Origin of the sequence: Zoogloea sp. (assembly GCF_028689785.1) — a bacterium.
In the GTDB taxonomy this organism is placed as follows: domain Bacteria; phylum Pseudomonadota; class Gammaproteobacteria; order Burkholderiales; family Rhodocyclaceae; genus Zoogloea.
On record NZ_JAQVCN010000025.1, the window covers coordinates 12,671 to 27,231 of the forward strand.

Genomic DNA, 14,561 nt, shown 5'->3' on the forward strand with positions numbered 1-14,561 from the left:
TTGAATGCGTGAGACCGCAAGATTAACGCCAGATTCAATGAAAATCCCGGCTTCGTGGGGCCAGGCGGCCCAATTGGGCAGAGCGGTCTACGACGCGCTTGGCATGCAGGTGCACCACGCGGCCCTGGCGGGTGATCTGCCCATATACTCCGAGCAGGCGCGCACCCAGCAGAATGCGCCGCTCGGCCTCAAGGAGTTCGGGCCGGATGATCACGTTTACCCAGCCCGTTTCGTCTTCCAGGGTGATGAACAGGGTGCCCTTGGCGGTGCCCGGGCGCTGACGGCAGGTGACGATGCCGGCAGCCCGGGCCAGCTTGCGGTCGGGGCAGTCGGCGATTTCGGCAGCGCTTAGGAAGCGCTCCTCACGCAGCAGGCCGCGCAGGAAGCTCAGGGGGTGACTGCCCAGGCTGAAACCCAAACGGGCGTAATCGGCGATGACCTCCTGGGTTTCACCGGGAGGGCGCAGGAATGGCATGGCATCGGGGATAGGGGCATCCCGCAGCAAGCCAGGGGCGGCTTCGCTGCCGGCTGCTGCCCAGCAGGCCTGACGACGGTGGCCGGCGAGACTGCCCAGGGCGCCTGCCGTGGCGAGCACCTGCAATTCGGTCGTGCTCAGGGCCGCACGGCGGGCCAGGTCTGCCACCGACTCGAAGGGGCAGGCCCGCCGTGCTGTGACGATGCGTGCTGCAGCGTCCGGGTTGAAGCCCTGGATCAGGCGCAGTCCCAGCCGGGCAGCCGGGGGGCCATGGGTGGAGGAGGGGGCCAGGGTGGATTCCCAGTCGCTCTCTGCTGCATCAGCCGGCAGGACTTCAACCTGATGGCGACGGGCATCCTGGATGAGCTGGGCGGGGCCGTAAAAACCCATCGGTTGGCTGTTGAGCAGGCCGCACAGGAAGGCTGCGGGTTCGAAGCGTTTGATCCAGGCGGATACGTACACCAGCAGGGCGAAGCTGGCGGCATGGGATTCCGGAAAGCCGTAGCTCCCGAAGCCCTGGATCTGACGGCTCAGGGCCTCGGCAAAGCTGGCTTCGTAGCCCCGGGCCAGCATGCCCGCGGCGAGCTTGTCCTGGTAGCGGGTGAGCTCGCCCTTGCGCCCCCAGGCGCCCATGGCCCGGCGCAGCTGGTCGGCCTCGCCGGCGGTAAACCCTGCCGCCACCATGGCCAGCTGCATCACCTGCTCCTGGAAGATCGGCACGCCGTGAGTCCGGCACAGGACGGGTTCGATCTCTGGCCGGGGATAGGTGATCTTCTCATTTCGGGCGAGTTTCTCCCGGGCGGAAAGGTAGGGGTGCACCATGCCGCCCTGGATAGGCCCGGGCCGCACGATGGCGACTTCCACCACCAGGTCGTAATAACGGCGGGGGCGCAGGCGCGGCAGCATGCTCATCTGGGCCCGGGATTCGACCTGGAAAACGCCCATCGCATCGGCCTCACAGAGCATGTCGTAGACCTCCGGCTGCTCCCGGGGGATGTCGGCCATCGTGAACGGCGCCCCCCGCCACTGGCCGATCAGCGCCAGGCTGCGGCGGATGGCTGACAGCATGCCCAGGGCCAGCACATCCACCTTGAGCAGGCCCAGGGCTTCCAGGTCGTCTTTGTCCCACTGGATGACGGTGCGATCTGCCATGGCGGCGTTTTCCATGGGCACCAGTTCGGCCAGGGGACCGCGGGAAATAACGAAACCACCTACATGCTGGGACAGGTGGCGGGGAAAGCCGACGAGTTCGTTGGCCAGTTGGAGCAGTAACTGGATGCGTGGGTTTGCCAGGTCCAGGCCTGCTTCGCGGATCCGCTCCGGTGACACTTTCAGACCATCCCACCAGGCCAGGCGGCGGGTGAGCTGATCCAACTGGCCGCTATCGAAGCCGAGGGCGCGGCCCACGTCGCGCAGGGCGCTCCGGGGGCGGTAGCGGATCACTGTGGCGGCCAGGGCTGCCCGGTCACGGCCGTACTTGCGGTAAATGTACTGGATGACCTCCTCGCGGCGGTCGTGCTCGAAATCCACGTCGATGTCGGGGGGCTCGTTGCGTTCCCGGGAGATGAAGCGCTCGAACAGCAGGCTGGCTTCAGCCGGGGCCACTTCGGTTACACCCAAGGCATAACAGACCACCGAATTGGCGGCCGAGCCACGGCCCTGGCACAGGATCTTCTGACTGCGGGCAAAGCGCACGATGTCTTCGACCGTCAGGAAGAAGGCTTCGTAGCGCAGCTCGGCAATCAGAGTGAGTTCCTTGTTGACCTGGGCACGGATGCCTTCCGGCAGAGGGGTCTTGCCGGCGGCCCAATCGGGGTAGCGGCGACGCAGGCCCTGTTCCACCAGTGCCCTCAGATGGCTCGTGGCTGTGGCCCCGGCGGGCACGATCTCTTCCGGGTACTCGTAGCGCAGGGTGTCCAGGGTGAATGTGCAGCGGGCGGCTACCTTCAGGGTTTCGGCCAGCCATTCGGCCGGGTGGTGGTCGCCCAGCCGGGCCCGTGGCTGCAGGTGGGCCTCGTGATTGGGAGCCAGCAGATAGCCGGCCTCGTCCAGGCTGCAGCGGTGGCGCAGGGCGTCCAGTACGTCGGCCACGGCCTTGCGCTCCGGGGTGTGCATCAAGGGTGCGCAGGTGCTGACTACTGTCATGCCGGCACGCCGGGCTGCGTCGGTAATCCATCGGCACCGCCAGGCATCGTCGGGCCCCAGGTGAAGGGGGGCGGCCAGCCAGCTTGCACCTGGAAAGAGGCGGGCCAGCCAGCAGGCATCGGCAGCGAGCCCGTCGGGCCGCTGATCGATCGCGTCGGGGGGAAGCAACAGAGCCAGGCAGCCGGGGAGGCCGTTTTCGAGATCACTGCGCTGAAGGTGGTAAGCCCCCTTGTCCGCGGCCCGCCGGCCTTTGCTGATGAGGCTGGAGAGGCGGCCATAGGCGGAGCGGTCTGTAGCGATCAGCACCAGCCGGGGGCCGTCGGCAAGCTGCAGCGAGGTGCCGATCAGCAATTGCAACGCGTCCGGTTGCTGGCGCCACTGGGTATGAGCCCGGACCACACCGGCCAGGGAGCATTCGTCGGTGATGGCCAGCGCTGCATAGCCCAGGGCCACGGCCTGGGCGACCAGCTCTTCGGGGTGGGATGCGCCGGTGAGGAAGCTGAAGTTGCTGCGGCAGTAGAGTTCGGCGAAGGCTGGTGAGGGGATGCTTGTCATGGGTTGACTGTATAAATAAACAGTCTTCCCGGCAAGCCTCCCCGAGAGTCAGTGTCTGAAGAAGCGTCGCTTTGCCGTCAGGATGGCCAGGCATAGCAGGACGCCCAGGCTGCCGGGGTCCATCGCCCCTCCACCGCCGGAGGATTTGGTCGCTGCCACCTGGACTTCGACAGTCACTTGATTTGTGCCCTGACGTCCCGAGTCATCGGTGACGGTCAGGCTCAGCACATAGGTGCCGGCCACAGGGGCCGTGAAGGAGGGGCTGGCGACGTTGTCGGCGCTGAAGCTGCCGGTGCCTGGACCGCTGAGCTGGGTCCACTTCCAGCCCACCAGGGTGGCGCCGCTGGACACCGTGCTGCCGGTAGAGTCCAGGGTGATGGGCGTACCTGCCATGGGTGAAGCCGATACGCTGATCTTTGCGACAGGATCGGTGATCGCAGCCGCCGCGGCAGCGGAAACGGCGCCGACGGTATTCAGCATGCCCGCGCCGCAGGTGGTGGTGGTGCAGTTGCACTGCCCGTCTGCGGAGGTGATGGGGCAGGTGGGCAGCGTGTTGTCGAGGGGAAAGGGGGTGGCACTGCTCTTGATGAAGCGGCTCACATCCGTTTCCGTCAGGGCCGGGTTGGCGGCCAGCATGAGGGCGGCGGTGCCCGCCACCAGCGGTGCGGCAAAGCTGGTGCCCACGGTGCTGTCGCCCGTACCGGTGTAGGTATTGCCCGCTGGGCTGGTGCTGCCCTGGTTGGTCAGGGTGACCAGGGGAAACAGGCAGGGCTGGCCCGCCTGGATGTTTACGCAGTTGCCGGCCGGGGCGCTGATGCCCACCTCGATCCCATGGCTCGAATAGCCCACCTTGGTGCCCACGTGGCGGATGCCGGCCACGGCCAGCACGCCCGGGCAGTTGGCCGGCTCGTCGACCGCACCGGATTCGTTGCCGGCTGCGGCGACGATCAGGGTGCCGGCGGCGCGGATTTCGGCAATCGCCGAGCGGTAAGCTGCGCTGCAGCTGCCTGCTCCGGCCAGGCTCAGGTTGATTACTCGCGCGGGTGTCGGATTGGTGGGCACACCAGGGACGGCCAGCCCGGCAGCCCAGCGCATGCCGGCAATGATGTCCGAATCGAAGCCACCACATTTGCCGAGTACGCGGACGGGCTGGATGCGGGTGGCACCACCCATCCCGGCGATGCCCCGGGAGTTGTTGGTTTCTGCAGACAGGATGCCCGCCACCTGGGTGCCATGCCAGCTGCTGGCCTGGGTGCTCAGGGTGCCGCACAGGGCAATCAGGGCCGGATTGCTGCGATCGGCCAGGGAGACGTAATCGCCCGGGTCCGAGGGGTCGGCGTCGCGGCCGCTCTGACCGTCGTTGGCATTCAGGTTGTCGGTGATGAAGTCGTAGCCGGCCACCAGACGCGGTGCCAGATCTTCGTGATCCAGGCGTACGCCGGAGTCCACCACGGCCACGACCACCGCGCTGCTGCCGCGGGTCAGGTCCCAGGCGGCCTGGGCGTTGGTGGCGGCAAGGCGGGTGGTGTCGGGGGCCTGCAGATACCACTGAAACCCGAACAGGGGGTCGTTGGGCAGGGCGCTGATCTTCTTGATGCGGTCGGGGACCGCGTACTCCACGTCGGCATCCCGGGCCAGCCTGGCTGCCAGCGCTTCGGAGCTCAGGCCGCTGGCGCGCATCACATGGAGATCGCGGCCGGGCTGGCTGAGCATGTGGGCGGTCAGCCCGAGGCGGGTGCCCAGGGTTTCGACACGCCCGGCCGCCTGGATCTGCTTGAGGGGGGAGCTGGCCTTGAGCTTGACGATCACCCGGGCTTCACTGGGCTCGGCAGCGTGGGCGCACAGGGGGAGGAGGGCTGCCAGGGCGCTCAGGACCAGGCTGGTTCGGGTTGGCGCTTTCATGGGGCGTCCTGGATGGTGTCGGATGAGCATGGGGGCTCCAGCGGGAAAGAGCCTGCCACTTTATGTGAATAGGATTTCATCCGCATGCAAAACAAAGTCGCGCCTCTACTGGCAGCGTCGTCTTTAGCGGCGCTGACGCCCTTTGATTGGGCCGCCGGACGGTGCGGCAGGGGCTGGTTTGCCGTATTCCTTGAATACCCGCTTTGCGTCCTGCTCGGCTCGCAATTGGGTGCACAGGCTTGGGTCGTCGTCGTGTTCGCTGAAATAGCCGGCTGCCTGGGCCTTCATCACGAGCTGGATGGCGGCGTGTTCGCTGAGGCCAAAGCGCTCAAAAATGAGGGTGGTCACTTCGTCCAGATGTTCTTCGTAGGTCATGGTGTGATTGATCGCAGGGCGGGAGACAAGCCTTGCATTGTACCGGCAGGCGGGCGGGCTCATTGCCCACCTGTCTGGGCTGCGCGGATAATCGGGCCCATCATCTGCCTTCGCCGCCACCATGTCCGACTCCTCGCCCGTTCTCTCCGCCCTTTACCGCTACCCCGTCAAGTCCATGCGTGGGCAGCGCCTGGATGCCAGCCCGGTCAGCCCCCTGGGCCTGCCCTTCGATCGTATGTGGATGGTGGCTGATCCGTCCGGCCGCTTCGTGACCGGGCGTGACTACCCGGAGTTGGTCCTGATCGATGCCCATCCCTCGGCGCTCGGGCTGACGCTCTCGGCGCCAGGTAGGGAGGCCCTCTTCGTGCCCAATAGCGCCTTCACCGAAGTCTGCGAGGCCACTGTGTGGGGTGACCGCTTTGCTGCCTGGGAGGGGAGCGCCGAGGCGGCAGACTGGATCTCTGCCTACATCGGGGCGCGCCTCAAGCTTCTGTGGACCGGCGCCAAGACGGTACGCCGCGTCAAGGTCGATGACAGCGTGCCTTTGTCCTTCGCCGATGGCTATCCGCTGCTCATCATCGGCCAGGCTTCCCTTGATGACCTCTCCGCGCGCCTGGGGCACCCGCTGGCCATGGCGCGCTTTCGCCCCAACCTCGTGGTCTCCGGGGCGGAGCCCTTCGCTGAAGACGGCTGGAAGCGCATCCGCATCGGTTCCGCCACCTTTCGCATCGCCAAGCCCTGCGAGCGCTGCGTATTCACGACAGTCGACCCGGAGACAGGTTACAAGGCCCTGAACCAGGAGCCTCTCCGAACCCTGGCCAAGTACCGCAAGACGCCCGAGGGGGTGATTTTCGGGCAGAACGTGATTGCCGAGGGCAGCACCGAATTGCAATGTGGAATGCCTGTGGAAGTGCTTGAGTGACGAATTTCCCTCCCTTGGCTGGGGGAGGGCGAATCAGCGTTTAATTAATTAGCAATTTCTGATGTATTGGATTTTCCAATCCGGGTTCCCTGAAATTGGCTGGAAATGGGTCTCCAGCCTTGATCTCAGTCAAAACCAGGGCAATTAACTGCATCGATTTATCCTATGCAAAAAAACAGGAGCCGATAATTCCCCGGTCAGCCAACAGGGGAATTCAAGTGTTCGGGAATCTTGGAAAAAAGATGCGTGGTGCCATGGCACTGCTGGCTTTGCTGGCTGCACCAATGGCCTTTGGCGATGATCCACCTCCTACCCCCGAAGAGCTCGTGAAGATCCGGGCCGCCAATGCCGAGTGCCTCAGCTGCCATTCGGAAGCGGGGCTCAAGAAACCCCCCAAGGAAGGGATGGATCTCAAGAAGCTGCGCAGTCATCTGGTCCACCTGGATACCTTCACGGCATCAGATCACGGGCAGATGGCCTGTACCAAGTGCCATGGAGACGGCTATGCAGAACACCCCCACGCCGCCGACGCCAAGGACGAAATAGCGGAATGCCAGGACTGCCATGCCCGCAAGGCCATGCGCATCGAGCGCCAGTTCGACAAGTCGGTGCATGCCGAAAACCTGAGCGATACCTTCACCTGCAAGACCTGCCATGACGCCCACACCATGGCCCTGGCAAGCAAGCTGCGCGACCCCCACAAGATCGTGGCCCAGGACAACAAGATCTGTCTTGACTGCCATGACTCCGATCTGGCCTTTGCCAAGATGGCTCCGGACAACAAGAAGCGTCCGCCCATCGACGACATTCACGCCTGGCTGCCCAACACCCGCCTGCACTGGAAGGCAGTGCGCTGCGTTGAATGCCACACCCCCACCGAAGACAAGCTCTCCCTGTCCCACGAGATCCAGAACAAGGACAAGGCGGAGAAGAAGTGTGCCAGTTGCCACAGTGCCAACTCATCGCTCAACGCACGTCTCTATCGCCATCTGCAGGCCGAGGAGCAGAACAAGTACGGCTTCCTCAACAGCGTGATGCTGAGCAGTTCTTATGTAGTCGGTGCAACCCGCAATCCGACCCTCGACAAGGCCTTGATCGCCCTGTTCATTGCCACTGTGCTGGGCGTCATCGGCCATGGCATCGTCCGCATCATCACGACCCGTCTGCGTCGGAGAAAGAACCATGACTAATCGCGTCTTCATGCTGCCCCTGTGGATACGCCTGTGGCACTGGAGCAATGCCCTGGCGATCATCGTGCTGTCGATCACAGGCATCAGCCTGCATTTTTCCGATCCCAGCCTGCCCTTGGTGGAGTTTTCCCTGGCGGCCCGCATCCACAACATAGCCGGCGTCTGCCTGGCGGTGCTCTATGCCGGGTTCGTGATCGGCAATATCGTCACCGGCAACTGGTGGCAGTACGTGCCCAAGCCACCTGGCATCATCAAGCGCTGCCTGCGCCAGATGCAGTTCTATGGTTCGGGCATCTTCAAAGGTGAGGCCGAGCCTTTCCCGCCGACTCCGGAAGTCAATTTCAACGCCCTGCAGGCCGTCACCTACTGGTCCATCATGTATCTGGTGATGCCGGTGGTGATCCTCAGCGGGCTGGTCTTCCTCTATCCCCAGTTCGCTCCGGCCACCCTGTTCGGCCTCGACGGCCTGCTGCCGGTGGCGCTGGTGCATTACCTGGGGGCGGCGGTGATCCTGCTGTTCATGGTCAGCCATATCTACCTCGGCACCATGGGGCCCAAGGTCAGCAGCCTGTTCAAGATGATGTTCACCGGCTGGTATGAGCATTGAGCCACCGGCTCCGATTTACCCAACCTAAACACCATCCTCAAGGAGAGTTCAGATGAGATTCACCCTGCAAGCCCTTGTCCTTGGCGGTCTGTGCAGTACCAGCCTGTTCCTGTCGGCCCAGGTCCACGCCCAGGCCGTTGATGCGGACGCCGCCCAGGCTCTGGCCAAAAAGGAGGGCTGCCTCAAGTGTCATGCCCTCGACAAGAAGAAGGAGGCCAAGTCCCTCACGGACATCTCCAAGTCGCTGAAAGGCAAGGCTGACGCCGAAGCCAAGCTTGTGCATCACCTGACCTCCGCCGAGATGGTCAAGTTCGATGACGGCAAGGAAGAAGAGCACAAAGTGCTGAAGACCAAGGACAAGGCCGCCATCAAGAATCTGACGGACTGGATTTTGTCCCTCGCCAAGTAGTACCCGCAGGACAGGCCCCGACTTGCCGGGGCCTGGTGGAAACCGATAGCAGGATCAGGGAGAAAAAAATGAAAGTCTTGCGACAGTTGTTTGCCTCGTGCCTCGTGCTCGGGGCCCTTGCCGGTTCGCCCGCCGCCCTCGCGGCCGATGCGCCGGCCGCCAGCGCAGCCAAGCCCCCCGCAAAGGATCTGGTCCTGAAGGGAGATGCCAAGTGCACCAGTTGCCATGACGAGTCTGATGAACCCAAGCTCCTGCACATCGGCAAGACCAAGCACGGCACCCTGGCGGATGGCCGTACACCCAGCTGCACCAATTGCCACGGTGAGAGTGACCTGCACACCAACAACCCGCAGAAGCTCAAGGATCGCCCGGCCACTGACCGTAACTTCAGCAAGACTTCCCGGCTGACCGCCGAGGAAAAGAGCGCCGCCTGCACCACCTGCCACCAGGGTGGCAAGCACATGAACTGGAACACCAGCGCCCACGCCAACCGCGATGTGGGCTGCACCTCCTGTCACCAGGTGCATGTGGCGAAAGACAAGGTGCGCGACAAGCGTGCCCAGGCCGAGGTCTGCTACACCTGCCACAAGCAGCAGCGTGCGGAGACCAACAGGCCCTCGCATCACCCCATCCCGGAAGGCAAGATGACCTGCTCCGACTGCCACAACGCCCACGGCTCCGCCGGGCCGAAGATGCTGGTCAAGGACACCACCAACGCCACCTGCTATACCTGCCATGCCGAAAAGCGCGGCCCCTTCGTGCATAACCACCAGCCGGTCGTCGAGGACTGCGGCAACTGCCACAACCCCCACGGCACCACGGCTGAAGCCATGCTCAAGGCCCGCCAGCCCTTCCTCTGCCAGCAATGCCATGCCGACGCCTCCCATCCGGGCAACGTGCCGGCCATCCGCGCCAACATGCCCAATGCCGTCAGCAGCAACATCGGCCCGGGCTATGCCCAGGCACGCGGCTGCGCCAACTGCCACACCAATGTGCACGGCAGCAACAGCCCGAGCAATGCGACGTCCAGCGGACCCTTCCGCTTCTTCCGCTGATCGAGGAGAGGGATCATGAGCACGCAATCCATTTTCAGGCCGACCATCCTTGCCATCGCGCTGGCGGCGGCCTTTCCGGCTGCCTCCGCCTGGGCTGATGACGAGATCTCCGAGCTGACCTCGCCCAACACGGCCGAGGCCGCCATCAATCTGCCCTACACCGACAAGATCAATCCCCTGTACCGGCAGTACGACGGGGTGAACAACGCGGGCATCAATGCCAATGCCGATCTCGACTATGTGCGTCGCAAGGACGCCGAGTGGTTCCGCATCAACGCCCGTAACCTGGGCCTGCGCACCCAGGAGATGGGCATCTCCTACGAGAAGCAGGGCGACTGGTCGATCAGCCTCGACTACAACCAGATTCCCCGCTACAGCCCCTACCAGGTGAGCACGGCAGTCAGCGGCGTGGGCAGCACGCGCATCGTCCAGCCCGACATCGCCAACACCGCGGCAGCAGCCAACAACGCCAACCTGTACGACGTCACCCTCAAGACCGAAAGGGAGATCACCACCCTGGCGGCCAGCAAGTTCCTGATGCCAGGGCTCAAGCTCGGCTTCACCGTCAAGAACGAGGACAAGACGGGCACCCGCCTGAGCGGCGTGCGCGGCGTGACTGGCAGCGGGGCCACGCCGGCCAACATCTACAGCGCCTTCCTGTTTGCACCCGAGCCCATCAACCAGAACCACAAGCAGCTGGAAGCCACGGTGGAATACACCACCGAGAAGTACCAGCTGGTTGCCGGCTACTACGGCAGCTTCCTGGGCACCAAGCAGAACGCCCTCACGGTGGTGCCTGGCACCAATACCGCGCTGGTGGCGGCCAACCTGTCACCCATCGCCCTGGCACCGGACAACTCCGTGCAGCAGTTCTACGTGACGGGCGCCTACAACTTGTCCAAGGATACCCGTGCCAATCTGAAGGTGGCCTGGTCCGAAGGGCGGCAGGATGACGCCTTCCTGGTGGGCCAACCCACCTTGGCCGGCATCGGCGGCAACCTGAATGCCAAGGTTCAGACCACCGAGGTCTATTCCGCTGTTACGTCCCGCCTGACCCGCGACCTGAAGCTGCTCGCGTCGTGGCGCTATGAAGACCGCCAGGACAAGACGCCGGTGCGCATCTTCGGCACATCCACCAGCAACGGCGTGACCACCAACTACTACAACAATCCCGAATCCCACACTGCCAACTGGGGCAAGCTTGAGGCCAGCTACAGGCTGGGGGCGGGCTTCAACCTGACCGGCGGTTTCGACTACACCAACAAGAGCAGCAAGGAGTGGGAGCGTCACGATGTGTCCGAGCTGACCTCCCGCATTGCCGTTTCCCGCAGCATGGGTGAATCCATCAACGGTACCCTCAGCTTTGCCCACGCCGAGCGCAAGGGTTCTGAATGGAACAACGGCATTACGCCACCCATCCTTCCGGTGTACCTGGCTGACCGCAACCGGGACCGTGTCCGCGGCATGCTCGACCTGGCAGCTACCGAAAACCTGAATCTCCAGTTTGCTTACGAGGCCTATTTCGAGGACTACAACAAGAGCAGCTACGGCCTCGACAAGGGGCAAGGGCAGATCTTTTCGGTGGATGGCAGCTACGCCATCAGCGACGTGTGGAAGCTCAATGCCTGGTACACCAAGCAGAACGGTGAAACCCGCCAGTACGCTCAGGGCGCGGTGTGTACCACCGGCAACAGCAGCAACTGCACGGTCAATACCTTCCGCACCGGTACGCTGGTGCAGTGGGATGCTAACCTCAAGCAGGACTCCGACCAGTTCGGCCTCGGCCTCAATGGCCGGATCAGTCGGGTGGACGTGGGCGCCCAGCTGTTGATCTATCAGGACGTGAACAAGCAGGAAGTGAGCAAGATGCCGACCACCACCTGCACCAACGCCAGCTGTTCGACCACGGGCACGGTGGCGGCCGCCATGGGCATCCTGCCCGACACCAAGTACACCCAGAACACCCTCAAGCTGTTCGGCATCTATCCGGTGAGCAAGGCGACTCGCGTGCGTCTCGACTACATCTACGACATGCGCAAGATGGACGACTACACCTGGAGCAACTGGGTGTATGCCGATGGTACGCGGGTGTATGTGAAGCCGGAACAGACCACCCAGGTGATCGGCCTGTCCCTGCTGCACTCCTTCTGAGCGGAGTCGCCCCCCTCCGGGCGGCGGCTGCCGCCCACCATGCAAAAAGCCCCGGCCTAAACCGGGGCTTTTTGCTGGCCTGTGAGGTGCTACAGGCCCGGCGCTTCAGCGGATCAGCGGCTGATCGGCTTGTAGCGGATGCGCTTCGGCTTGGCACCTTCCTCGCCCAGGCGCTTGCGCTTGTCTTCTTCGTACTCCTGGTAGTTACCAGCGAAGAAGGTCCATTGGGACTCGCCCTCGGCGGCCAGGATGTGGGTACAGATCCGGTCCAGGAACCAGCGGTCGTGGGAGATGATCAGCGCACAGCCGGCAAACTCCAGAAGGGCGTCTTCCAGAGCCCGCAGGGTTTCCACGTCAAGGTCATTGGACGGTTCATCGAGGAGCAGCACGTTGCCGCCGCTCATCAACGTCTTGGCCAGGTGCAGGCGGCCGCGTTCGCCACCCGACAGGTTGCCCACCAGCTTCTGCTGGTCGCCACCCTTGAAGTTGAAGCGGCCGATGTAGGCCCGGCTAGGCATCTCGAACTTGCCAATGGTCAGGATGTCTGCGCCGCCGGCCAGCTCGTCGAACACCGTCTTGGAGCCATCCAGGCAATCGCGGGACTGGTCCACGTAGGCGATCTTGACTGTGGGGCCGATCACCACGTCACCGGCGTCGGGCGTGTCCTGACCGGTGATCATCTTGAACAGGGTGGACTTACCGGCCCCGTTGGGGCCGATGATGCCGACGATGGCACCGGCCGGGATGCTGAAGTTCACCTTGTCCATCAGCAGCTTGTCGCCAAAGCCCTTGGAAACGTCGGTGAATTCGATGACCTTGTCCCCGAGGCGCTCGCCCACGGGGATGAAGATCTCCTGGGTTTCGTTGCGCTTCTGGTATTCGACCGAGGACATCTCCTCGTAGCGGGCGATACGGGCCTTGCTCTTGGCCTGGCGCGCCTTGGGGTTGGAGCGCACCCATTCCAGTTCCTGCTTCATGGCCTTGATGCGGGCGCCTTCCTGCTTGGCTTCCTGCTCCAGGCGGGCTTCCTTCTGTTCCAGCCAGCTGGAGTAATTGCCCTTCCAGGGGATGCCGTGGCCGCGGTCGAGTTCGAGAATCCACTCGGCGGCGTTGTCGAGGAAGTAGCGGTCGTGGGTGACGGCCACCACGGTGCCCGGGAAGCGCACCAGGAACTGTTCCAGCCATTCCACCGATTCGGCGTCCAGGTGGTTGGTGGGTTCGTCCAGCAGCAGCATGTCGGGGCGGGACAGCAGCAGCTTGCACAGGGCCACGCGGCGCTTTTCACCACCGGACAGGGGGCCAACCTTGGCATCCCATGGAGGCAGGCGCAGGGCGTCGGCGGCAATTTCGAGCTGGGTTTCCAGATCGGCGCCGCTGGTGGCGATGATGTTCTCGTATTTGGCCTGCAGTTCGGCCAGCTTGTCGAAGTCGGCGTCCGGCTCGGCGTAGGCGGCGTACACCTCTTCGAGCTTCTGCTTGGCCTCCATCACTTCACCCAGGCCGGATTCCACTTCCTCGCGGACGGTTTTGGCCGGGTCGAGCTGGGGCTCCTGGGGCAGGTAGCCGATGGACATGTTGGGCTGCCACTGGACTTCGCCGTCGTATTCCTTCTCGACGCCGGCCATGATCTTGAGCACGGTGGACTTGCCCGCGCCGTTGAGGCCGAGCAGGCCGATCTTGGCTCCGGGGAAGAAGGACAGGGAGATGTCTTTGATGATCTGCCGCTTGGGCGGGACGACCTTGCTCACGCGGAGCATGGACATGACGTATTGGGCCATGGGGGAGAGTTCCAGTAGGGCAAAAATCGAAGGCGTGACTTTACCCGATTGCCCCCCGGGTCGGCATCTGAAAACCGCGGCTGCCCGGTGATGTCGGCGAGTGGACTGGGCGCTGGGGGTCAGTGGCCCTGGGTCAGGGCGGCGAGAACCTCGTCCTGCTCTTCCCGGGAGAGAAAGTAGGCGTACAGGGAGCGTGCCCGGCACGAACCGCTGCCGCCGAGCAAGGCGACCTGCTTATCCACATGATGCATGTCCAGGTGTAGCAGCACCGCTGGCGCATTGTTGACCCGCGGACAGGCCTTCTCGCCACCGATCTCGGTAAAGCCGAGCATGCGCTTGTAGAAGCTGGCGTGGCGGGGGTGAACTTCGATGATCACGGCCGTTGCGCCATGGATCAGGCGGGAATGGATGTAGATCAGGTGGAAGAGGGCACCGAGCACTTCCTTGGTGTTGTGGTGGGTGTCCACGGCCAGGCGGGTGAGCTCGCACAGGCGGGCCTTACCCTGGCGGTAGTAGGCCAGCTCGTCCCCGTACAGGGTGTCGGCGAGGAGACCTTCCGGCCCGTCGAGGCGCAGGGTTATGGTGCCGAAGACCTTCTCGCCGCTGGAGGCGACCAGGGTGATGCAGTCGGGACGGATCTGCTGGTGGTGGGGCTCACCGGCATGGAGGCCGCGCCAGGCGTAGCGGCGTTCGATCAGCAGGCGCACGGCGTGGCCGTGGCTGTGGGGGTCGGCACATTGCACCAGGTAGGAGGTGGTGTTCGAGGAGGTAAAGCTCAGAGGAGCGGCGTTGCTGAAGGGGGAGGCGGTGAGTGGGTGGGTGGATGCAGGGGGCGTTACGTCGGGGCGCCAGTCTCGGGCGCCGTGGGCGGATTGGCGAGTTTTCACGGGGCTTGGTGAGGCAGAAGAATGCGCCAGATTTGAGCATTTACAGGCACTTAAGTCACGATCTGCCTTGTAACCAATCATGTCCCTGATGAGCAGCCTATTGCCCCCTG

General features: G+C 63.9%; 11 protein-coding genes. 6 read left to right on the forward strand and 5 right to left on the reverse strand.

The window, feature by feature from the left end:
- Positions 1-34 precede the first annotated feature (34 nt).
- From PHI64_RS12375 to PHI64_RS12385, 3 genes are all read right to left on the reverse strand, one after another.
- Entirely contained in the window at positions 35-3,175 is a 3,141-nt protein-coding gene (locus PHI64_RS12375) for an error-prone DNA polymerase (protein WP_299883083.1), read from the reverse strand.
- 48 nt (positions 3,176-3,223) lie between these two features.
- Positions 3,224-5,077: a S8 family serine peptidase gene (locus PHI64_RS12380; protein WP_299883085.1), complete on the reverse strand. Its 1,854-nt coding sequence runs from the start codon at positions 5,075-5,077 to the stop codon at positions 3,224-3,226.
- Positions 5,078-5,200: 123 nt separating this feature from the next.
- Positions 5,201-5,452, reverse strand: coding sequence for a hypothetical protein (locus PHI64_RS12385; protein ID WP_299883087.1), 252 nt, complete (start codon positions 5,450-5,452; stop codon positions 5,201-5,203).
- A 121-nt stretch (positions 5,453-5,573) separates the two neighbouring features.
- Between PHI64_RS12385 and PHI64_RS12390 the strand changes: the two genes are divergently transcribed.
- The 6 genes from PHI64_RS12390 to PHI64_RS12415 all read left to right on the forward strand — a co-directional run bounded on the left by PHI64_RS12390 (position 5,574) and on the right by PHI64_RS12415 (position 11,786).
- Positions 5,574-6,374, forward strand: a complete 801-nt coding sequence (locus PHI64_RS12390; RefSeq protein ID WP_299883088.1) for an MOSC domain-containing protein — start codon at positions 5,574-5,576, stop codon at positions 6,372-6,374.
- A gap of 242 nt (positions 6,375-6,616) precedes the next feature.
- Positions 6,617-7,564: a cytochrome c3 family protein gene (locus PHI64_RS12395; RefSeq protein ID WP_299883090.1), complete on the forward strand. Its 948-nt coding sequence runs from the start codon at positions 6,617-6,619 to the stop codon at positions 7,562-7,564.
- Entirely contained in the window at positions 7,557-8,171 is a 615-nt protein-coding gene (locus tag PHI64_RS12400) for a cytochrome b/b6 domain-containing protein (protein WP_299883092.1), read from the forward strand. Before PHI64_RS12395 ends, PHI64_RS12400 begins: the two co-directional genes overlap by 8 nt.
- Before the next feature lie 52 nt (positions 8,172-8,223).
- Positions 8,224-8,580 carry a c-type cytochrome gene (locus PHI64_RS12405; RefSeq protein WP_299883107.1) on the forward strand — a complete coding sequence of 119 codons (357 nt, stop codon included), beginning with the start codon at positions 8,224-8,226 and terminating at the stop codon, positions 8,578-8,580.
- A 68-nt stretch (positions 8,581-8,648) separates the two neighbouring features.
- Positions 8,649-9,635: a DmsE family decaheme c-type cytochrome gene (locus PHI64_RS12410; RefSeq protein ID WP_299883109.1), complete on the forward strand. Its 987-nt coding sequence runs from the start codon at positions 8,649-8,651 to the stop codon at positions 9,633-9,635.
- A 15-nt stretch (positions 9,636-9,650) separates the two neighbouring features.
- Positions 9,651-11,786: an MtrB/PioB family decaheme-associated outer membrane protein gene (locus PHI64_RS12415; RefSeq protein WP_299883112.1), complete on the forward strand. Its 2,136-nt coding sequence runs from the start codon at positions 9,651-9,653 to the stop codon at positions 11,784-11,786.
- A 113-nt stretch (positions 11,787-11,899) separates the two neighbouring features.
- On the opposite strand, the gene ettA is transcribed toward PHI64_RS12415, so the two are convergent.
- Positions 11,900-13,564: an energy-dependent translational throttle protein EttA gene (gene ettA, locus PHI64_RS12420; protein ID WP_299883114.1), complete on the reverse strand. Its 1,665-nt coding sequence runs from the start codon at positions 13,562-13,564 to the stop codon at positions 11,900-11,902.
- A 119-nt stretch (positions 13,565-13,683) separates the two neighbouring features.
- Positions 13,684-14,451 carry a long-chain N-acyl amino acid synthase gene (locus PHI64_RS12425; RefSeq protein ID WP_299883116.1) on the reverse strand — a complete coding sequence of 256 codons (768 nt, stop codon included), beginning with the start codon at positions 14,449-14,451 and terminating at the stop codon, positions 13,684-13,686.
- Positions 14,452-14,561: the final 110 nt, after the last annotated feature.

Coding starts and splice junctions, on each gene's coding strand:
- PHI64_RS12375 (WP_299883083.1), bottom strand. CDS start 3,175: ATGACAAGCATCCCCTCACCAGCCTTCGCCGAACTCTACTGCCGCAGC.
- PHI64_RS12380 (WP_299883085.1), bottom strand. CDS start 5,077: ATGAAAGCGCCAACCCGAACCAGCCTGGTCCTGAGCGCCCTGGCAGCC.
- PHI64_RS12385 (WP_299883087.1), bottom strand. CDS start 5,452: ATGACCTACGAAGAACATCTGGACGAAGTGACCACCCTCATTTTTGAG.
- PHI64_RS12390 (WP_299883088.1), top strand. CDS start 5,574: ATGTCCGACTCCTCGCCCGTTCTCTCCGCCCTTTACCGCTACCCCGTC.
- PHI64_RS12395 (WP_299883090.1), top strand. CDS start 6,617: ATGCGTGGTGCCATGGCACTGCTGGCTTTGCTGGCTGCACCAATGGCC.
- PHI64_RS12400 (WP_299883092.1), top strand. CDS start 7,557: ATGACTAATCGCGTCTTCATGCTGCCCCTGTGGATACGCCTGTGGCAC.
- PHI64_RS12405 (WP_299883107.1), top strand. CDS start 8,224: ATGAGATTCACCCTGCAAGCCCTTGTCCTTGGCGGTCTGTGCAGTACC.
- PHI64_RS12410 (WP_299883109.1), top strand. CDS start 8,649: ATGAAAGTCTTGCGACAGTTGTTTGCCTCGTGCCTCGTGCTCGGGGCC.
- PHI64_RS12415 (WP_299883112.1), top strand. CDS start 9,651: ATGAGCACGCAATCCATTTTCAGGCCGACCATCCTTGCCATCGCGCTG.
- ettA (WP_299883114.1), bottom strand. CDS start 13,564: ATGGCCCAATACGTCATGTCCATGCTCCGCGTGAGCAAGGTCGTCCCG.